The organism is Psychrobacter sp. I-STPA10 (genome assembly GCF_021012795.1).
In the GTDB taxonomy this organism is placed as follows: domain Bacteria; phylum Pseudomonadota; class Gammaproteobacteria; order Pseudomonadales; family Moraxellaceae; genus Psychrobacter.
Map to the genome: position 1 here is coordinate 33,132 of NZ_VFYU01000031.1, position 22,389 is coordinate 55,520.

The 22,389-nt window shown below is 39.7% G+C and carries 9 protein-coding genes; 3 read left to right on the forward strand and 6 right to left on the reverse strand.

What is annotated here, in order from left to right; all coding sequences use genetic code 11:
- The 4 genes from FHK89_RS14125 to bioA form a co-directional block, all read right to left on the reverse strand.
- Positions 1 to 8,124: a HEAT repeat domain-containing protein gene (locus FHK89_RS14125; RefSeq protein ID WP_230661593.1), complete on the reverse strand. Its 8,124-nt coding sequence runs from the start codon at positions 8,122 to 8,124 to the stop codon at positions 1 to 3.
- A gap of 131 nt (positions 8,125 to 8,255) precedes the next feature.
- Positions 8,256 to 11,804, reverse strand: coding sequence for a BRCT domain-containing protein (locus tag FHK89_RS14130; protein ID WP_230661594.1), 3,549 nt, complete (start codon positions 11,802 to 11,804; stop codon positions 8,256 to 8,258).
- Between the two features lie 556 nt (positions 11,805 to 12,360).
- Positions 12,361 to 13,041 (reverse strand): dethiobiotin synthase, encoded by a 681-nt coding sequence (gene bioD / locus FHK89_RS14135; RefSeq protein ID WP_268993039.1) that lies wholly within the window; start codon positions 13,039 to 13,041, stop codon positions 12,361 to 12,363.
- Positions 13,042 to 13,090: 49 nt separating this feature from the next.
- Positions 13,091 to 14,365 (reverse strand): adenosylmethionine--8-amino-7-oxononanoate transaminase, encoded by a 1,275-nt coding sequence (bioA, locus tag FHK89_RS14140; RefSeq protein ID WP_230661595.1) that lies wholly within the window; start codon positions 14,363 to 14,365, stop codon positions 13,091 to 13,093.
- Between the two features lie 713 nt (positions 14,366 to 15,078).
- On the opposite strand from bioA, the gene FHK89_RS14145 reads away from it, so the two are divergent.
- From FHK89_RS14145 to FHK89_RS14155, 3 genes are read left to right on the forward strand one after another with little or no spacing between them, the layout of a single operon-like run.
- Positions 15,079 to 15,462 (forward strand): hypothetical protein, encoded by a 384-nt coding sequence (locus FHK89_RS14145; RefSeq protein ID WP_230661596.1) that lies wholly within the window; start codon positions 15,079 to 15,081, stop codon positions 15,460 to 15,462.
- Positions 15,463 to 15,516: 54 nt separating this feature from the next.
- On the forward strand, positions 15,517 to 15,900 hold the full coding sequence (locus FHK89_RS14150; protein WP_230661597.1) for a hypothetical protein: 384 nt from the start codon (positions 15,517 to 15,519) through the stop codon (positions 15,898 to 15,900).
- Positions 15,901 to 15,957: 57 nt separating this feature from the next.
- The gene (locus FHK89_RS14155; protein WP_230661598.1) at positions 15,958 to 16,230 is read left to right on the forward strand and encodes a hypothetical protein; all 273 of its coding nucleotides are present in this window, start codon (positions 15,958 to 15,960) and stop codon (positions 16,228 to 16,230) included.
- 1,170 nt (positions 16,231 to 17,400) lie between these two features.
- Here FHK89_RS14155 and FHK89_RS14160 read toward each other — a convergent pair.
- Together FHK89_RS14160 and phaC are read right to left on the reverse strand one after the other, a co-directional pair.
- Positions 17,401 to 19,932 (reverse strand): DUF3141 domain-containing protein, encoded by a 2,532-nt coding sequence (locus FHK89_RS14160; protein ID WP_230661600.1) that lies wholly within the window; start codon positions 19,930 to 19,932, stop codon positions 17,401 to 17,403.
- Positions 19,933 to 20,144: 212 nt separating this feature from the next.
- On the reverse strand, positions 20,145 to 22,334 hold the full coding sequence (phaC, locus tag FHK89_RS14165) for a class I poly(R)-hydroxyalkanoic acid synthase (RefSeq protein ID WP_230661602.1): 2,190 nt from the start codon (positions 22,332 to 22,334) through the stop codon (positions 20,145 to 20,147).
- Positions 22,335 to 22,389 lie beyond the last annotated feature (55 nt).

Consider the following 22,389-nt stretch of genomic DNA (forward strand, 5'->3'; position numbering starts at 1 on the left):
TTATTCTCCTTTACCGCTGGTGGCGTTGGCTGGCGTGTCTGTCAGGGGCTGTGCTTGTGTCAATAATTGTGACTGAGGCAAAGCCCGTTTTTGTTGTTGACGGCTTATGGCTCGTTGCCAACGGCGTAATACTTTATAAGCGGTTTTTGCAATTTCTTGGCTAACACTATCGGTATTATCAGTGTTATCAACATTGTCAGCACTGTCCGTTTGATGACTGTCAATCAGCGTTTGTAGCCACTGCTCAATACGTGGGTCATGCAGTTGTGATAGGCTCTCAATGGCGCGCAAGCGTAAGTTAATAGTTAAGCTGTTATCAAATGCCCAATTCATCAAACTTTCAGCATCATCGGCTTTAATCCATGCCAGCAGTTGTTGATTGGGTGATTTTTCTACAAAGCTATCTGTTGGTGTGGCATTATCTTTATTGGCAGGAACAGTGTTATCTGTCTTATCGACTTTGCCTGCTTGTTGTAAACTGATAACTTGCTGTATTTGCCCCAATAGCTGTTGCGTGTCGTTATTTAGCCATGCGATACCTTGTGAGGCATGATAAGTTTGTAATAGTTGCTCTAACGGCTCGGCAATGTTTGCAGTATTTGCCTTTGTAGAGGACAAGCTGGCAAGCTGTGCTAATAAGGCTTGATTCCACCAGCCATCGACCCATGTTGCCAACGATTTAACCGCTGATAACACAGGGTTATTTTGGTTGTCAATGAGCCATGTCCATAGCTCATTTAGACGTTGTTTTGTAGTGTTATCTGTGCTATCCGTATGGCGGATAAGTAGCCATAGCAGTTGCTTGATGGTATCGGCAATCTGCTCACTACGCTCTAGCCATGAGCCGTTTTGGGTTAGAGCAGGGCGTTGGCTCACCTCTTTACATAAGCCAGCCCATTGATTTTTAGCCAGCTCAAATTGTTGCCATAACAGCTCGACAATATTGGTGTTGTCCGCATTAAGATAGCTATTTGGATATTGATTAAGATAACGCAATCCAATATGTTTGCTAGTAATAGTGTCACTGCTGATAAGCTGTTGTAAGCTACTAACAGGCATGTCTTGACGTGCCAATATACTGTCCGCCAATCGCTGTTTGATGGTGCTATCAAGGCGACGCTGATAACGATTGATAAAGTCGGTTAGCTCATCAATGCTGGCGTGTTGGCAAATGCGTTTTAGGCTTAATTGCTCGCCGATGGTTTCGTCCTCACACAATGGGTCGCAACTTAATAGCATTGCCCAATCGTAAGGATAGACGTTGTTTTGCTGTTGCTCATTTTCCGTTTCGTTGCCTTCTTTATTGCCATTTTCATTGTCTTTTTCTGTGCCTTTTTCTTTCCAGAGAGCTTGTGCCGTTTTAAAGGCGATGATTACGGTATCATCGTCAAGCTCGCTGTCTTGCTCACCTGATTGTTTGATGATGTCAAGCAGTAGGGTTTTATTTGCCTCAATGTCAATGGGTTTGCTGGCATGACGTAGCAGTGTCACTGCGTGGTCTTGTGGAGCAAAGAAACATTCTGTTTGTAGATAACGACGGATATATTGGCGAATCTCTTCCCATGCAGGGGTGGTGTTTAGCCAACGCAAACCGTTTAGACAATGAATAAGGGCACTGTCCCAAACCTCTAAGTTGTGTAACTGAGTTTTCAATAAGGCAAAAATGGTGTCGCTGTGTTCAAATTGACCGTCTTGGCTTAAGCGTCCCAATGCCTCACTTGCCACATCTTTTAGATAATGCTCATTATCTTGAGCCAGTTTAATCAGCTTGTCATAGGCTTGTTCAATAGCATGGATATATTGCGCATTTTGGGTAGTCTGTTTCTCTGTATTTCTAAGCTCTTGCTTATGAACATTGTCATACGCATTGCCTAACAATTCACCCAATGCCAATACGCCACGACGACGCAACTCGCCATCAGTGTTGTAATCAATGGTTGCCATTAAAATACTTAAACCCTCAAAGCTACCTTGTTTTGCCAGCCCTTCTGCTGATAAAAATTGAATCTCTGGCTCACGACTTTGTAAGGCTTTGCGTAAGCTGGTTAGGCTACCTTGACGTTTGTCGGCACGAAATACCATGGTTTCAATCAGGCGACGGCGGTACTGTGGTTTGCTATCGGGGATTTGCTCATACGCCCGTTGCAAGGCAAGGTCAATTTGCTGATTGATATTTTGTGGCTTGTCTTTGTCTATCTCTTTGCCCGCCCATGCCATCGAGCTTAATAATTCATAGACCTTATCATAATCGGCAACTGCCAATAGATGGTTAAATAAATCTAGCAATACCTCAGGGTAGCGGGTGTGTTGTTTTTCTTGCCAATGCTCAGTGCTTTGCAAGTCTTCATAATCCATGATGGTTTGGTCAAAACCACTGATGGTGACGATACATTGAATCAGTTGATTACGGGCATGTTTGCTCATTTTCCGTCCACTATGCCCACTGTTTTGGTAGCTATCTTGCAACTGTTTTAGCAAGGCAGGCACAAGGCTGACATCACGCAATTTACCAATGGTTTGATAAATGCTATCAACTTCGCCTTTGTTTTCAGGTGCGTCAATAAGCGTTAATAGTTGCTGGCTAAAGCGTTGATAAATAGCCGTATATTCGCCTTGTTCAGCTTGTTTTGTGTCAGCTTGGGTCTGTGCTTTGTCCTGCTTGTTTTGTAAGAAATCCAACGCCGTATAAATCTTATCTAAGATATTTTTTTGTGAATAACGCTCTGGCATATTTCGCCATAGCTTAAATAAGGCGGTCAAAATCTCAGTGGGTTGCTGGCTAATATAGTTATCAGCAAGCTGGCACAATGCCAAATAACGGGTTTGCAAGTCGTCATTGTGCATGGCGGTTTGCAACAAGGTCAGTTTGTCGTCAGTGGCTTTATCTTTATTATCAGTGCTGGTGCTACTAGAAGTATTAACCGCTTGTACCGATTGCCACTGGGTTACTACTTGTTGACGTAATAAGACGTTATAAGCGGTCAGTGCCGATAAGGACGCTGGCAAGTTGCCAACACGCTGTTGAAGCAGTTTATATACTTCGTCAGCAAGTTGCAGGCTGTTACTTTGCAATAGCTCGGTTAATTGCTCGTTGACCTGCTCAGTGCTGGCGTCAGTATTATCGACTAACAGCGTTAAGCCCTTTTTAATCATGTCCAAATGCGGTGAGCTAATGGCTTGCTCGCTTAGTTTTTGTGCAGGGGCGTTCAGCTGTTGCAAACTTTGCCATGCCAATTCACGCACATCATAATGACGATAATTGAGTAGTGGTAACAACACTCGACGAACGCTGTCTTGCCAGTCGGCTGAGCTGTGTGCTTGGTTTTGTTGTGGTTGTTTGGTGAGCCACATTAAGCCATGAATGGCGGTGTTGGCATAATGGGTTTGGTAACTGTCTTGACGGATAATATCCAGCCATGCCCCAAATGCTAAACTTTGATATGGATAGTGAGTAGTGTCATCAGCATTGACATCAATATTGACGCCAACATGAACACTGTCGCTATTGTCGTCATTTAAAGAGTTATTAAGGTTGTCAGTTAGTGCCACATAGCCTCGTTGCCATGCATGAGCCATTTCTTTGACAACAATGGAACTGCGACTATATTCTGGCAAACCTAACAATTCTGATAACCGATATAACACCTCAATGGCATGGGCTTTGCGTAACGGATTGGCAAATATGATTTGCTGTGCCAACTGATATAACCGCTCGGCAGTGATGATGGTTAATAGTTCTTGTTGCTCTTTATTGTTAATATAGCCATTGAATATATGTTTTAACTGTTGTTGCAGATAATCACTAAGATACTGCCAAATACGTGGTTGAATTGAGGGTGTGTTTGTACTGGTGGTATTGTTGCTGTCATGCTGACTATCTTTCTGGCTGTTTTGCTCAAAGCGTGCCAGTACATTGGCAATAAATACCGCTGATTTGTCACTAGCAAAACTTAAACTGCTAATCAGTCGTTTGGGCTGAGATTGCTCGTTATCTTTACTATACATAGATAGCAAATCATAAAATACCAGCAATAAACGGCTTGCCTCATTTAACTTTTCATAAGACCCATTATCATTCATCGCATCAGCCAATATATTGGCATTGGCAATACCTAAACCATTACGGGCTTGTAGCCAGTGCAATTCGGTTAATGGGTATTTGATGGCTTTTAAGCCTCTTTTATCTTTTGTAAATAACTGCTCGCCATTGTTATCACCCCATACCGCCAAAGCAATACTGGCAGATTGTTTGACGATATTTCGCTCATCATTTTGCCAGTCAATCAATTTATCACGATGGGCAGGCAGGGTATTGGGGCGGGCAACCCACATAAGCTGTGGAGCTAAGGTACGAAAGTCGGCGTCTGCATGGTCAAGATAATGCACAAACCAATCAAAAGCGTGCCAATGTTTTTGTTGTGGTTGTTGTTGCTTTGGCTGTGCTTGCTGGTCAAGGTGAGTATTGGACTGATAAAAACCATCAGCAGAGAACGAACATAACACCGCCAACCCTTCTAAAGACTGCTCAATATGGCGTTGCCATTGGCGATAGTCTTCACTGTCTTTTTTTAGCGTTGGCATGGGTTTGGCTAAATACTGCTCAAACACGGCATAAGCCTGATTGGCTTGGCTATTTTGGTTAGTTTGATTTGCATTGCTACTGTTTTGCTTATCAATATTGTTTTGCTCGTCAACAATGTGATGAATATCATCGCTGTTATCAATATCCACATGACTGCTAAGTTGTTGCAATTGGCATTGTTGTGCCAATAAGGTGGCAGATTTCAGCTGAATTTCGGCATAAGGACTGCTTAACGCCGAAGTGAGCATGTTTTGATATTGCTGATTGCTCACCGTTTTGCAAAGTATTAACGCGGTATCTAATGCCTTTTCTCGCAATTCTTGGCTGTCATCATCAAATAAGGTGCTAATAGTTGGCAACACTTGCTCAGTTAGTTTGGCACTGGCGTGTTTATTGACTTCATGTAACGCCAATTTACGCATGTCCGAAAATGGGCTGGCAAGGGCAGAGTTGATGACACTGGCAATGCTGATGTGCTTTTGTTTTAGGGCAATATCAATGGCTTGCCTGCGAATGTCATTAAATTTATCGGCTAAAAATAGGCTTAATACCTGCTGATTTTGTTCATCTTGGGCTTGTTTTTGCTCGGCGGTAGTTTGTCCACGCTTTTCTTGTTGTTGCAATAGCTGATGTTGCCATTCTGCCACCGCTACTTGATGCACGTCCTTAAACTGGCTATGGCTTAAGGTATCAATCAGCTTGACAAGGGGGGCAGGACTGTTATCAACGCTGTTATCAGTATTAGCATTATCAGCATTGTGCGTCTGATTAATCACCCAATTTAACAGCACTTTCACCACTTCTTGGCGGATACTTTCAAAGGGGTTATTTAGTGCTTGTAATAAGACGGCGGTCATTTCCTCGCTAAGGGTATTGCTAGTGGTGCTGTCTGCTGTATTGGCTTGGGTTAAGAAAATCGCCAATGCCCGCTCATGAATGTCTTGATGTTTACTGGCAAAGCCAACGGACGCCCATTGCAATGGATTATCTGCCAATTTGCCATAAGCATTCATTGCCGTTTGGCGTACGTTGTCCACTTTATCATCAAGCAATAAAGGTAAAATATCCTTACCTTCAGCACTACCATCGATGTCGCCTAAGTTTGCCAACGCCACTGCCACGCCAGCTCGAATGTTGTTATCTTGGTCATGCATTAGACGAATCAGTGAGCCAAACGCCCGTCTATCTTGTAGGCAAGCTAGTGCATAGGCAGAGTGAAAACAGATGTCTGCATGTGGATTACCCAAACCTTGCAATAGTGGCTCAAGCTCGGCATTACTTAGGTTGGCAGTTTGTATTGGCGGTGTTTTATCAATGCTATTGTTCGTGTGGTTAACATTGTCAACATTGGCAAAGTCTTGGGTGGTAAAATCCAGTGCCACTGTTGTGTTAGCTGTGTTGCTGTTGCTACTGCTATTATTGCTACTGGCATTGTTTTTATCATCTTTTTGGTTGGTGTCTTTGCCAGTGACCTTATTGGCAACAGTTTTTAAAGTTTGTGACAGTTTTTGTAAGGCAGATTGCTTTTGTGACGGCTCATTTGCCGAGGATATTAAGGTATCTGACCACAAACGAAAATCATTAAAGTCCTGCAAAATACGTTGTAGCTGATTATCACCTAGCTGTTGTGAGGCGTGTTTAAGTGCCTCAGTAAGTTTAGGCTCTGCCAAAACGGACACATAAAAGGCGGTTTGGCGAACCATTTGTGCCTCATTATTTTGTAATAACATTAACTGTCGGCGAACTTCTATTGAGTCCAACATACCCCGTTGATATAAACGGATTAATCCTGCTTGTTTAATATCGCTATGGTTGCTCTCTAATGCCATCAAATCGGCTTTTGGGCTGTCCTCGGGCAGTAAGGTTTCTAAAATAACCAAAGCCTGTTTACGCACATTGGCAAATTGATTTTGGCACAATACTTCTTGTAGTATTGGCAACACTAGACGCTGTAAATCTTCAGATTGCTTGGCAACGTCAAAATAACCATTGACTGCCAATGTCACGACGTCTTCATGCTTACTTTTTAGGGCAATGTCTAAATATTCATAGCTATCAAGGGTTTGAGCCTCATCTGCTTGTTGTTGTTGCTGATAAGCAAGGCTTGCCAACGCCTCAAACGCTATTTGCCGACCACGTTTACTTGGGGCGTTATTTAGCTGTTTTTCTAAAATACTGGGGGCTTTATCCAGTCCATTATCAAGCCCACTTTGAGCAATCCATGCAATTAACTGCTCAACCTTGTGACTGTCTTTGGCGGTTAATTTGTCTAAAACGTTACTAACGAGGGTTAAATTTTGCTTATCAACCTGCCCATTTAACAGCTCTAATGCCTCGTTAAAGGCAGTGTCAGCATGAGCCGAAGTATCGGTTAATAATTGTTGTACCTGTTGATAGCCATCTTTGATAATATGAGCGACCTCGCCCAATTTGCCCGCACTGCTATCAGTGATTAATACATAACGTAGGCTTTGGTCAGTACCAACCGCCACAATCGCTGACTGCCCCAAATAATTAACAAGGCTTAATTGGCGAATTTTGCTCAAATCCTCTTTGCAACTGTTGGGCTGACCTTTATCAAATGCCCATGATTTGATGGATTTATCGTCCGACCCTGTATATAAACGGCTGTCCGATACCAGTAAGGCAGTGACCATCTCGCTATGCTGGCTGGCTTTGGCTCTATCTAAGGGGTGCAAATCACCTTGCACATGGGTACGCAGTAGTTTTTTATCTGTCCCTGCCGAAAAGAAATACTGGCTAACAGGTTCAAAACATAGCGCATTAACTTTGCCGTCATGGAGCATGGCTTGACTACTAAAGGCAAAACTGGCGGTGGCGGTTGTATTATTTGTATCATCACCCTGAGCCGAACTCTGACCCAACCACTGATAACTGCTGACTTGTCCCAAAGTATTTCCCACTACCAACCATTTACCATCGCTGGAGGTGGCAAAAGTGGTGGCAACGCCTGTGCCTGTATTGGTGATATTGGCAGTGCTGTCCGTTGCATTTTCTGAGGTATTGTCTGATTGCAACTGTTGGCTTAATGGTAAAACTGCTAGACAATCACCAACTTGATGTTTTTGATATTGCCAAACCACAATATGACGAGGATATAAAACAGCGATTGCCCCTTCCAAAGTTGCCATAGCAACGGCATTAGGATTGTGTTTCTTATGGTTGTTATCATTGTTATTTGTGTCTACAAAATCAGCAAATTCCGCCAACTTATCAAATGCAGAGGTATCACTTACTTGTTTGATTTTTTTGGCTTGCCAATCACTTTGATACAAATGACCATCTTGCCCAACCATCATAATGGTGCTGTCTGCCAATGCACACATGGCTTGTATGGCACAAGGCATGGCGGTGGTTTGCAAGGTTAATGGCTCTTTTGAGCTGTCAATACGATACAGCATTGGGCTGGTTTGTTTGTTGCTGTCTGTATAATTGGGCTGGCGAGTAGTAAATATACTGATATTGTCTTGACTGACTAGGGCATTAATCTGCCCCCAATAAGGTAATGTGCTGTTTTTCATAAGATTATCTCGGTTTTAATTTTTTAATATTTGGATAGTATTCTAAAAAAGTATGCTACCCCCTTCCTAACCCTCCCCAAAAGGAGGAGGGAACTGTTCCCCCTCCCATTGGGAGGGGGCTAGGGGGAGGGTCAACTTACCTGTAAATGTTCTGCCAATTCAGGATAGCGGTTTAGTAAACGAGTGACCGCTACCAAACAAGCGTGGCGTTCCATCTTGCCTGCCGAATGGGTAAAGGTATAAAGCATGGGCAAAATTACTTGAGCAAAACTGCGGTCAGCCAATGCCACATCACGGAAAGTTTCAATCAATGCCAATTTGGCTTGGCTGGCAGAAATGACTTTTAAATGAGCTTTTTTCTCATCAGCCTGCTTGCTTTGCTGATTGTATTTGCCATATTTTTGTTGTTGTTTATCGTTTGCCTTACTCTCCGCTTTGCTCTCTGGCGTGGCAGGTAAGCGGGCAGGGGGCAGTTCATACAATCCCCGTCTTAACAAACTTAATAACTGCTCAAAATCAGCAGGTACATTCTCTAGCAAGCTACTGGCAGGCTCATAAATGGTTGTTGTAGGGCTTACCGTATTAGTGATGTCATTTTGTTTACCAGCCTGTTTATCATTTTTTGAATTAGATTTTGTATCAGTGCTATCAGCTCTTTGTGCTTGTTTATTGGTTTGATAATCTTGCAACTGGCTGTCGCTGATATGACGGTTTTTAAAGCGTTGCCATAGCATAGTCACCGCAGAATATCGCACTTCACGGTCGCTACTTTGGGTCAGATAATATAAGGTTTCCACCTGTTGAAACTCAGGATAACGCTGTAATAAAGTAATACCGAGCTGTCGGGCAAAACGACGTTTGCTATCAATTAAGGCATATAACGTATTGGCACTTAAACGTTGTTTTAACTCACTTGGGCTTAGATGATAACGACGATTTTCAGCGGTTTGCTCACTGATAAAGGCTTGGGTTAATAGCTCTTGCACCTCGCTATGGGTGGACTCAGCCATCATCACCCATTGCTTACTATCAGGTTGCCAATTTGCCAACTCATATTTGCTTAATAACAAACCAAACTCACGCAAGCGAATGTTGCCATGTTGCAGTAGCGGAATGACACGCTCAGGGCTAAAAAATTCAGCAGGAATAATCGCGTCAGGGTCGACAGGGCGGTCAGTCAATGCCAAACAAATATCGGCATGGTGATGGCTTAAATAGCTAATCGCCAACTCACTAATGGGGGCGGTGGGGTCATCGGTTGCCATGTGCCATAAGGCGTTTGCCCCTGCCAACACTTCGTCCTCGCTTGCCTCACGCACTTGACCTGTGAGCATTTGCAAAAAGGCGGTTTCTGAAATGATTTTTAACTCCGCCCCTTTGGCAATCAAATCCTCAGCTTTTAACTGCTTACTGCCTTTGCGACCATTGCCATATAACGGTGAGCCTTCATCACCAATCACCAAATAATCAAGTTTATTATTGACCGCACTGCTAATCGAGCCATTTGCCTCTTTCACCAGTTTTTCTGCCTCACCTCGGCTCATACTATTCATTTTGCCAGTGAACAAATAGCGTTGCCCTGACAAATCGACAGTCACTGTTGTTACGGTATTAGCATTAGCGGTGGGCGATTCGGGTTGCTCATTGTCTTGATGACTTGTTTGCTTGCTTGGGGCAAAGTCGGCAGGTAAAAAGCCTTTATTAATCCTATCAATGGCAAATTCACGATAAACGCTTTTTTCACTTTGAGCCAGTTTCATCAGCCAATCAAAACCCAACTGGGTAGGGGCAAAACGACGCACATCAGACAGCCAATATCGTACGCTATATGCTAAGTCCTCATTAAAGGTTAAATGGCGTTGCCAATTTGTGGCAATTTTTTTGTTGTTGGGATTATCAGTATCTTTGTTGTCGCTTTCATCGTTGTTAGTATTGTCATTAGTATTTGTGGAAGTATCACCATGGATAAGCTGTTGTATCCACTCATTACTATTCCAATCAGTCTCATACGCCAATGCCTGCCAAAAACTTATCGGCAAACGATTGGCAGTGATTAATTCTTCATTTATCCACTCTTCAATGGTATCTTGCGATAAGGGGTGCAATAACAGCCGTTGCCAAACTTCAGCATCAACCGCATTTAAATCCAGCGTTTTTAACTGTTTTAAAACAAACGCCATCGCCTGTTTCATCGCTTTGTTATAAGGGCTGTGATAATTGATATAACCGCCCCCATAACCATTATATTCAACATCAATGTAACGGCTGATATTGATAAAATAATCTGCCCCTAACTCTTTTGCTGAATATAAACTGGGCAACTGTTTACTGGCAAAATTGACACTATGCTCATTAGCACTGATTAACCGCTCAAAAAACCACTCAGGGGTCAAATCTCGACGATTAAAATGCTTACTTAACTGCTCGCCTGCCACCTTATGATGATAATCGGTATCTAAAAGCTGACCCCAACCCTCAATACCGACATCTTTGCGAGGGTCACGACTTAAAATCTGCTCAATGGCAAATTTACGCACGCTGGCATGTTCAGAGATTGCCAAAAACATCAGCTCATTTAATGGCAAATCTTGGGCGTAACTTTTGGCATAACTAATGGCGTATTCATAAGCGTCTTTATTATCAGAATACAACAGCTTAATCACCACCGTATGCAAGCCCAACTCGCTAAAACGGGCTTTTTCAAAATTTGGTGATTGGGTCAACAGCCAAACAATCATCTCATCACGAGCTTGGCTGTGGTTATGTCCTGATGATAACTCTTGAATGGTTTGCACGCTGACATCACGCAACTGCGTCTGAAAATCATGCTTTAAACTGTCAGTGGCAAACTGGCGAACCGCCTCATTTTTGGCTTGTTTGAGTACTGTAAATAACGGCTCAGGGTCTTGTTGCCACGCCTCAGCAAATGCTCGTGATTTATTATCAAACAGCTTTTGGCGATGCTTATAACCAAAGCGACTGACCCCATAATTTTGCTCTTTGCTATTATGAAAACAAATATGATTAAGCACCCAACTGTTACGTTGTTGCTCACCATTGAGCGTTATATCCTCATCGTACGCCACCAGCACCGCACAACTTGCCTCAATATAACAAACAGGCAACTGATGACCGAGCGTGCGTAAATAACGCCATGCTCTTAGGCTCATATAGGTTTTGGTCGCCTTGCTGACAGGGGTTCGCATACTATTATCAAAGCGATGTGCGTCAATTTTGGCACTCAAACAACCAAATATCTCATAATCATGCAAAAATTCAGCTTGTTTATAAATGTATTTAAAGCCTTTCCACACCCCATAGCTAAGTGGCAGGCGAGCAATCGCTTGTTTTAACACCTGCCGAGAATAGGCACTGCCATCGTCCCATAAGGCAGTTAAAATCAGATGAATCTTAAAACGGTCAGGTAGGGGATAGACGCCTTCATCTGCCTCAAGTTTGGCAATCATCGCCACCCGCTCAGCAAACTGCACCTCTGGGTGCTTTTCTCGAAACTCAACACTAAAAATCTTGCTTAAAAATCGCTCAAAGGTCAGCTCATCTTCGGGAATTGGCTTGTCTATTGTTGGGTCTGGTTGTGATGCCAAAGTGAGAAGTTTATCAACCAAAGTAGGGTCTTGTACTTGCCAAGCATGTGATACTTGTGAAAATGTCAGCGTCATGATGAACTGCCTTGTCAAAATAGAATAATGAATATTTAATTGTTGGTTTTATAAATAGGTTTTATAACTAAATGATAATAATGGGTATCTTTATAGCATAAAAATGTTTACTTTTTAATAGATAATACAATTTATTAAAAAGTAAACGACAACTGTTGTCGTTACTGTTTGGTGGATAGTAAAAAGAGCATTGACAACAATCTTTGACTATTGCACAATAGCAACCGTTGTGAGATTTAGCGTTTCACTGCTTGCAGTGAGGGACGATGTTGCGTCGTCCACGAGACAAGCCTGTACATTTGACACAAGGAAGACTGTTTCAGCCCTACTAATACCTAATATAGCCCTCTAGTGTATTAGTTCGCTGGCGCAATCACGCAAACGTGATTGAACTAATTACACTAGAGGGCTATATTAGGTGTAGGTCAGTGAGTCTTCCATGTACCCAGTTATGAGGTAAATCAACAACACACACTAAACCCCAGTTATTATCATAATAACTGGGGTTTTTTTATGGCAAGTTCTTTAACTCGCAATCATTCGTTGAAGCCATTAACTAAACTATCAGTGGTAATTCTAACCACTGTGACTTAGGATAATTGGTTTGTAGATAGCGTTGTAAATAATCTTTGGTACTATTGCTGATACTACTATGACCAATCTGCTCATCGCTATTAGTAACCCTATCAGTATCTAACTCTCCACCCAAATAGTGATTATATATAACGCTATGCAACTGTAAGCCCCGCTTACTAATCGCTTCGATGCTAAGTAAGGTATGATTGATGCTACCCAATCTACCTGATGTGACTAATACCACAGGATATTGACACTCACTAATATAATCAAGGGTCAATAAGTCATTGTTCAATGGCACTAAAACCCCGCCAGCCCCTTCTAATAATACAATCTCATACTCAATCTCAAGCTGTTTTGTCGCACTGCTGATACGCTCTGGGTCAATTTTATCATTAACTAAGGACGCCGAAAAATGCGGTGAGGCAGGCTTTGGATATACATAAGGGCAGGTGATACCATCTTTATCCACTTGCTGTAGGTCAATGCTCATCATTTGTCGATGGGTGATAATGTCATCAGCAATGCCTATACAGCCTGTTTGTACCAGCTTTTGGGTAATCACCTTTTTGCCTTGTGCTTGCATGGTTTTGGCAAGCCAGCCTGTGGCATAGGTTTTACCAATATCGGTATCAATCCCTGTAATAAAAAGTACTGTCATAATAGCTTAATCCTAAATTTTTCTTAAAATATAATTAATTATATTGAAATTATTGATTAAAATATTTAATCAATAAATCTATTAACGTTGTGCATAAATGCTTAAGCTCATCATCATTAGTAATAAGTGGTGGCATCAAATACACCAAAGTACCAAATGGACGCACCCAAATATCTGTTTTGGCTAATAATTGTGAAAATTTTGTCATATCAATGGCTTGATGTAGTTCAATCACCCCAATAGCTCCTAAGCAACGAACTTCTTTAACCGCTGTCAGCTCATTAGCAACAGTTAGATATTGCCAAAGCTTGCTTTGCATCGCACGAGCTTTGGCGGGAATATCATTGGATAGGATTAAATCAACCGACGCATTGGCAACTGAACAGGCGAGGGGATTACCCATAAATGTTGGACCATGCATCAGTGCTGGCGTATCACTATGACTAATGGTATCGGCAACATGGCGAGTACATAACGTGGCTGCAAAGGTCATATAACCACCTGTTAACGCCTTACCAATGGTCATAATATCGGGGCAAATCTGTGCATGTTGACACGCAAATAATTGACCTGTACGCCCAAATCCTGTGGCGATTTCATCGGTAATTAATAATACATCATAGTCATCACATAGCTTGCGTAACAGTTGTAAATACTCAGGACTATAAAAACGCATCCCACCAGCACCTTGTACAATCGGCTCAATAATAAAGGCAGCCAGCTTTTGATGATACTTGGCAAAAAAATCAGATAGGTTTTGTTTAACATCAGCAGATAACGGTTGATCAAAGCCCATAGGTGGTGCATCTATAAAATACTGAATTGGCAGTTGCTTACCATATAAGCCGTGCATACCAGTGACAGGGTCACAAACGCTCATTGCATGCCATGTATCGCCATAATAGCCTGAGCGTGTGGTGGCAAAGTGTTTTTTATTGGGCTTACCATTTGCCACTTGGTATTGCAATGCCATCTTTAAGGCGACCTCAACTGAGACGCTACCGCTGTCAGCATAAAAGATGGCATCTAATTTATCAGGTACAATGGCGAGAAGTTTTTTGCCAAGCTCAATTGCTGGCTGGTGAGTTAAGCCACCAAACATCACATGCGACATCTTATTGACTTGTTGATGTATGGCATCGTTAAGCTTTGGATGATTATAACCATGAATCGCTGACCACCAAGATGACATACCATCAAGCATACGACGTCCATCTTTAGTATAAAGATAAACACCTTCGGCATGGTCAATGACGATATTGGGATATGCGGGTGGCAAGCTTGTATAAGGATGCCAAAGGTGTTGGCTGTCGAACTGATTCATTGTAAGACCTAAGCGAGACGAATTTTAAGACAGAATCCGTATTATAACAGCGAATATATAAGTTATTGGTTTTATTGGATACAAGCCCCCTGTTTCGATTGGTTTGTTTTCGCATAATGTATATTATGTTAAATAATGTGTATCAAGTCATATATATCAATGCTTTAGCTTATCGCCGGCTTTTATCCTGCCTGCCATTGCTCGCACCTTTGATGTTATTAAATCATTCCCCACCGCTCATAGCAGACAAATTGTGCTATGCTTTTTAGCAACTCAACACGTTATATAAATACGTATTACGAGCATCATAATCATAACAACACAACGGTTCTCAGATATATATGGATTTAACTACTATCATTAATTGCCCTCATTTTTCCCATGATTGCATTGATTTTAAAGATATTAGTAGGAGTTTTCAGACATAAAAAATGTAAGCACATAAGGATATGAAACAACTAACTATAATAGGATATCTAATTGGAGGCGCTTCAGTAGTTAACTCATGGAAAATATGCTATGAATTATAGATTATTATATGAAAGAAACCTCTTACTCCTACTTTTACTTTTAATTACTTTGTATATAGTTATAAAATCAGAAGGTAAACTTCATAGATCTAGAAACAAACATAGAAAACAAACTAATGCCCACTATTCATTATTGTTTTCAATTCTTATATTTGTTATCTATAAAATTTTTAAGGCGTTCCAATGAATATACTAAAAAATATTGATATTTCTAATTTATGGTTAGGTGATTTTAACAAATACACATACATTGAGAATGCTATTGAAAGGGCATTCATTAATATATTAGATGAAGAAGATGGCAAAAAAGATGACTGGGTTATTCCATTTTTTAATACACTTTGGGGAAATGGTGAAAAAATGATGGATGCCAATCCTATATTTTCAGCCAGAAATATACCAAAAAATTATATTGTAAGATTAGTTGTATATGAAGAGAATAGTGTTGGCTATTCATCTTATGAAAGTGATTTTGATAATATACCTATGAATACCTTGTGGGTGACCTCAGAGTATACAAATAAAATAGAACCTTTTTTTAGAGATATTATTAAAAAGTTAAAATAAAGGTATTAGGTGTCACTAACCTATAAAGTCAAGCAGTAAGGATAAAGAGAAGAAATGGAAAATATCAGAAATATGACTTTGAGTAAAAAATGGCTAGGTAATCCTTCTGAATACAAAATTGTCGAATCTTATATTTATAATATATTTTTCAAAATACTACACGAGATAAATGAAGATATAAAAAACTGGACTACCCCCTTCTTTAATACACATTTTTATGAAGGGTTTGATGATATAAACGGCAATCCAATATTTTCTGCTAAAAATAATCTAGAACAATACATTATTAAAGCAGTCATAGATGAAGATTATAATGATATTACAACATTTAAAAGTGATTTTGATGACATGCCTATGTATACCATATACTTAACATCTGACTATATGAATGAAATCCAATATTTTTTTAAACAAGTAATTAATAATCAGAAATTTTAAGAATTATAGTTAAGTAAATTTATATATTATTTATATAACTTTATGATTGAGGTATATATGGAACAGCTCATATTTAAGTTTTTATTTTTTAATTATATTGTAATCATGTGTATCATTGATATATACGCATCTGATAAATATAAGAAAAATAAAGAAATAACAATAATAATTTTAGGTTTATCCTACCCTATCTTTGTTTACTACTTCTATCAAATGTTAACTTTTAGCAACCCAAATGCTGGATTAGCAGATTTATTATTTGTTATCGTCATGCTGGTACTTGCTCCTATTGGTATTTTTCATGGTAGAAAGAACAATAACCACCCTTGAGTTTTTAGTGAAAAAATAGGATTATTAATGTTTAACAATTTAACATATAAGAAATTACTAGGATTATTACCCCCTATTTCGTTTCTAATTCTTTATTTTGAAACTAAAAATAAAACATTTTTAATCATTATTTTATTATTTTTATCTATTTTAATTAATAATGGTTCTATTAATTTTTTTTACTCATGGTTTTATTTATCCTTATATTTCTTGTATGGAACTATTACTCCTTTAAAAACAATTGGCTTTTTTGGTACCATTAAGATAAATATGATATATAAAGTATTTTTATTTTTTCCTCAGATGTTGATTATATTACTTTATTTATCAAGTAAAAATTATGTATTATTTTTCTCTTTTACCGAATCAAATATTATAGGTGTCATTATAAATATAATTCTTTTAACAATTTCTAGTTTTATTTTTTTATATCTATCATATAGATACTAATACATACAATATGTATATACTAAAAAATTGCTGGTAAAATTTGGTAAATATTTTAGCAGCAATCGGTTTTGTTACATATATACAATAAAAGAGTTGCTAATTTATATCAATTTAGAGGTTCAGATGTTGAAGAAAAATATAAAAAAAATGATTATTTTTATGACAATAAACTGTATAGGAATGCTGTTTATAGTTTGTGCTTCACAATTCACAAGCACTATTTTAAAATATTTTCTCTATATATTAGGAGTATTTATAAATTCTATAGGTTTTTATTATCTAGCTATAAATACTGAAAAAAAACATCATTAAATAATAACAATAGCTTAGATAACTTAGGCGAGAGTTATTTTACTATATGGTTAATACTCCTACTTTCCATAAGTCCTTTTTTCAAAAAATAACCATTAATGGATATATTATTTATGGAAACTAACAAAATCACCTTTATTAAGAATAATATTGAAAATGTTCTAATTTCAATCATTTGTTTTTTAGCGATAGTCATTGGTCTAGTATTTAAAATAGATAAGGTTTTTATTGTATTATATGCAATTATATGTATCTTACATTTGATTGTATTAAGGAAAAGATGGAAAAATGACAAAAGCAATATTTAATATTTATCAAAACAATAAAAAATGACGTGAGCTAGCAATTACCAACTCACGTCATGACAACCCTATATCTATATATCTTTATATTAAAGCAAGCAAAACGCTACTTAATATCTTTATCTGTTAAATTCATCACCTTTTTAAGTCGATTTAACATCGCTAGAGTTTTAGGGTCTAAATCATCTTCATCACTACCAACCACATGATAAGCCAACTTCATTGCTTTAACACGCTGCGCTTTTGTTTTGATGAGTTGTCTTAATGTGGTGATGGATTTTTCTTCAGCAAAGCGTACAATCAGCGTTTGGTCTTGTATGATTCTTGCCAAATCAGTATTTAACAACTCATTAAAAGGTGCTTGCTCCGTCAGTACTTCCGTCAAGCGGAACAATTGGTCACGGTCGATATTATTATCAGCCACAATATTACTTAAGATAAAGATACGTATTACCGCTTCGACATAGCCCCCTTCAGATATTCTCGTGAGTATCTTATCGACCTTTGGCAACTCATGCAGTGTATCTTTGTCCATTAAGCGGCGTGAACGTACTGGTTTGCCATATTTACGAAACCATGGCATTGACCATATACCAAAGAACATGGTTTCGGTGAGCATGTCATGATAATCACTCCAAAAATCAAGGGTTATCTGCACACTATCAATAAACATCTTCTCTACTTGCAAAAAGAAATTGTCTTGGCTCATAGATTCTTTGGCAGGTAGCCTAATTTTGGCATAACGCTCATAAGGATTGGTCGGCTTTTTCTTCTTCTCAGGCACATAGTTATCACTGTTTTTTTCTTCCACTTCACCAAATAGTGCTTGGTTTAAGCGACTTGTGGTTACTGCCAGTGGATTTTTGCTACTCCAGCTACTTCTTTGTAGTCGCATGGGGTGCATTGCCCGTGACAGTTGCGCTGAGGTTTCGTTACTCATGGCTTTAACCAGTGGACGTAAACTCTGCTCATAAGCCAATGTTTGCATTTCAGAAACACGATGCACAGCTCTAAATAGCTTTTCATCGGTACGATAATCACCAATGGCTTTACTCAAGTCTTCAAAGCTGCGACGGGCAAAGTCAACCGAGAAGGTTTTATCCTTACCACTGCCTTCAAAATGGTCAATGTCCATCTCATACAAACCAGGTGGCAATACTTCAATCATCTCCATTACTGAGGCAATGCCTTTATGTTCATGATTGGCAACTTTGGAGCTAACAAAGATGCCCAAATGCCCTACCTGCTCATGAATCATATAAATAATGCGTTGACCACAAATTTCGATTTCTTTTTCGTCACTATAGGCATCTAAAATCCATGACAATGCTTGTGGTGGCGGGGTGATGTCATCACCATGCGAGGCAAATACAATTAATGGCGCTTTGATATTGCGCACATCAATGTTAACCCCTTGTTCTAATTGCGCTGTATTACGGGCAAGACGATTACCGACAAAGATATTTTCGACAATCCAGCGAATCTCGGCTTCATTCATTAAAAAGAAACCACCCCACCAACGCTCAAAGTCTAAAAACCGCTGACGATTGGCAACAGGGTTTTTGTATAAATCATAATATTTGCCCACATAACTGCGGTACGGGTGCATCTCTTCAAAGTTGCGTACCAACCATGCGCCATCAAATAAGCCATTATCCAAATCAGCACTGAGCATAGACAGCCAAGTACCACCATTAACCCCTGCTTTGTAACGCATCGGATTAGTACCAATACGACCACTCCACGCCGATACAGGTGCACCATTCATCACAATTGGGCCTCTGATATTGGGGTTAGTTGCTGCCAAGATAAGTGCCGCCCAGCCGCCTTGACAGTTACCAATAACTACAGGGGCTTCTGCATTGGGGTGTCGCTTTTCAACTTCGTAAAAAAACTTCGCTTCGGCATAAGTGACATCAGCGATGGTTTGTGTTGGCTCAGGAAAGCGTTTAAAGGCAACAAAATAAACGCAGTGCCCATTATTTAACGCAACCCCTACTTGGCTTTCATGTTTAAAGCCACCAATACCTGCACCATGCCCTGCTCTGGGATCAATAATGATATAAGGGCGATTGTTATCATCGGTGACCACCCCTTCAGGTGGCTTGATTTTTAATAACACATAGTTGCTGGGTCGTCTAAATGTGCCTGCATCCATGATAACTTCGTAATCATAATCCAGCACTGGTGGACAGCCGGCCCTTTCATGCTCTATAAATATATCACCACGCTCTTTAAGCACCTCGGCAGTTTGCAGCAAGCGTTTGCTACTATCGGTACTATAATTGAGCCATGCTTGGAACAGTCGCTGCGGGGTGGCGACCTTTGTCCAACTGGTATACACTTCTTTAGCATCTTTACTTAGGGTTTTGACATTTTTTTGTAGTTTTTCATTATTAAAAGCTTGATGTCTTGATAGCACCTTAGACATAAACTCAGAACTTTGTTCATTATAGTGACGTTGTTTTGATATTTCTTGAAAAATGGACTTATTTTTTTGCAAATTATTAAAAATCAAATCCTGAAATTCTGGAGTTGAACCAGAGATGGTGCGAGCTGGATTATTACGACTTAGCCATACTTCTGCTTTGTCTGGATTATTGATGTTCTTTTCTATGTTATCTCTATTATCTCTCATGATACATTCCAATTTTGCTAAGGGTTTATTTGAGTGTATTTAAAATCCGTTACCACACTCGCCATTAAGGATTTGATTGTTATACCAATTCGCTAAAATAACCTATCTTTGTCAAACTCACTTAGTCTACTACTTGTAGTACTTACACTCGTTTTCCTAGATAGGTTAATTAATCAAAATGGTATTCAGGGGCTAAAGTTTAGGGACTAATGTTAAGGGACTGCATTTAGTGCGTCTTGTGCTTGCACCAATACATATTCTCCGGGTGCATCGCATAAAGTTGTCCATGGCTTGCCAGCAAAGTCAATGCCCGCTTCTCTGGCATCGACTTTACCTGCGCCATACTGTTTAATCCATTCTGCCCAATGTAGCCACCAACTTTTATCTTGTTTTTGTGCCTTTTCAAACCAATCATCAGGGTTAACAGGATACTCATCATAAGTATAAAAGCCATATTTACCCGTAGGTGGATTGATGACACCAGCCACATGACCTGACTCACCAAGAACAAAAGTCACATCACCACCAAGCACTTGTGTCGATTGGTAACTGCCCTGCCATTTGACAATATGGTCTTGCAGTGTTGCCACTACATAGCATGGAATGGTGACTTTAGACAAATCTACTTTAATATCATCAAAGCTTAGCTGTTGTCTTTTCACCATCTTATTACCTAAATATAGCTCACGCAACACAAAACTATGTAAAGCGGCGGTGACATTGGTACAATCAGAGTTCCAATATAACAAATCAAACGGCGTAGGTCGCTCCCCTTTTAAATAATTTTGAATATAATAGTTCCAATACAAACTATTTTCACGTAATAAACTAAATGCCACACCCATCAAGCGTCCATCAAACACCCCTTGGTGCGCCTCTTCTTGCTCAAGGGCATCAACCACACGCTCATCGATAAATACACCCAAATCACCAGGGTCGCTAAAATCAAAAATTGTTGTCCAAAAAGTGGCACTGGCAATGCGCTTGTCTTGCTTATGTTCGGTCAGCCAAGATAAAGTCAATGCCAATAGCATACCACCGATACAATAACCGATGACATTGGCATCAGGCTCACCAGTGATTTCTTGAATGACATCCAACGCTGTCAGTAAGCCTTCGTGCATATAAGTTTCCATACCCACATCTTTATAAGCACGAGTAGGATTGACCCAAGAGATAACAAAAACGCTATGACCTTCATTTAACGCCCAACGGATATAAGAATTTTTTTCTTTTAAATCCATGATATAAAACTTATTAATCCACGGTGGCACGATTAATAAAGGACGTTTATTGACCTTATCAGTAGTTGGCGTATATTGGATAAGCTCAAACATACGATTACGAAAAACCACCTTACCTGCGGTACTGGCAATATTTTCACCCAACTGAAAGGCACTTTTATCCGTCATACTGATATTTAAAACTTGCGCACTTTTTTCTAAGTCTTGGGTAAACTGCTGCAACCCAGTGATTAGATTTTGTCCCCCTGACTCTAGCGTTAAGCGTAATATTTCAGGATTACTCCATAAAAAATTACTTGGGGCAACTGCATTTAACCATTGTCGGGTAAAAAATGACAAACGCTGCCGCGTCTTATCATCAATGCCCTTAGCATTATCAATCACATCCATCATGCTATCGACAGTTAAAAGATAGTTTTGCTTTAAATAATTAAACAGTGGATTTTCTGACCACTCCTCATCGGCAAAGCGTTTATCGCCTTTTGCTGGCGTGATAACGGCAGGTGCATTTTTTCCTGTCGCTTGCATGATGGTGTTTTGCCACAGATGTAATTGTTGTTGCAAAAAGTTGGTTTGTTGGGCAATCAATAAACGCGGACTGTTATCCATTGCACCTGTGGTAAATTTTTGCCAGCCATCTAATAAATTAAACATCAACGATTGCCCTGTATCACTACTTTGGGTGACTCGGTACAAAGTTTCATTGAGTAACTTTTGTGACAGCTCATTCATACTCTCTAGAGGATTATTAAGAGAATGTGCTTGAGTGGCCTGGGCTGTGGACGAAGTAGCTTGCTCAGTTTCCTGCTGTGCATTGAAATTAGGGTTAGAACTGCTATTAGAATTAGGATTGAGTCCATCAAAGGCAGCCGTATAAGGTTTAAAAAACTGATTAAAATAATCAACTGAGCCTTGCCACAACTTTATATTCGCCTCTAATGGATTTTGGGTTTGCTGTAGACCTTCAACATAAGATTGGTTTAATGAATTAAGCTGTTGTAATTGTTGTAAATAAAGTTGACTGAGTTGATTTATGTCAAATGTGTCATCAGTTGTATCTGAATTCATGTCGGGTTCACTACTAGAATTTGATTGCGAGGTGGTGTTGAATGATTCTTTAGTTTGGTTTTGGCTACTACTGTCTTCACTATCCTGCATACGCCCTCCCCCATGTTAATATTTGTTGTAGCTAACTGGCATCATAATATATCGG

Bases quoted from the DNA above. Each gene is read 5' to 3' on its own strand.
- FHK89_RS14125 (WP_230661593.1), bottom strand. From the start codon at position 8,124: ATGAAAAACAGCACATTACCTTATTGGGGGCAGATTAATGCCCTAGTC.
- FHK89_RS14130 (WP_230661594.1), bottom strand. From the start codon at position 11,804: ATGACGCTGACATTTTCACAAGTATCACATGCTTGGCAAGTACAAGAC.
- bioD (WP_268993039.1), bottom strand. From the start codon at position 13,041: ATGACAGTACTTTTTATTACAGGGATTGATACCGATATTGGTAAAACC.
- bioA (WP_230661595.1), bottom strand. From the start codon at position 14,365: ATGAATCAGTTCGACAGCCAACACCTTTGGCATCCTTATACAAGCTTG.
- FHK89_RS14145 (WP_230661596.1), top strand. From the start codon at position 15,079: ATGAATATACTAAAAAATATTGATATTTCTAATTTATGGTTAGGTGAT.
- FHK89_RS14150 (WP_230661597.1), top strand. From the start codon at position 15,517: ATGGAAAATATCAGAAATATGACTTTGAGTAAAAAATGGCTAGGTAAT.
- FHK89_RS14155 (WP_230661598.1), top strand. From the start codon at position 15,958: ATGGAACAGCTCATATTTAAGTTTTTATTTTTTAATTATATTGTAATC.
- FHK89_RS14160 (WP_230661600.1), bottom strand. From the start codon at position 19,932: ATGAGAGATAATAGAGATAACATAGAAAAGAACATCAATAATCCAGAC.
- phaC (WP_230661602.1), bottom strand. From the start codon at position 22,334: ATGCAGGATAGTGAAGACAGTAGTAGCCAAAACCAAACTAAAGAATCA.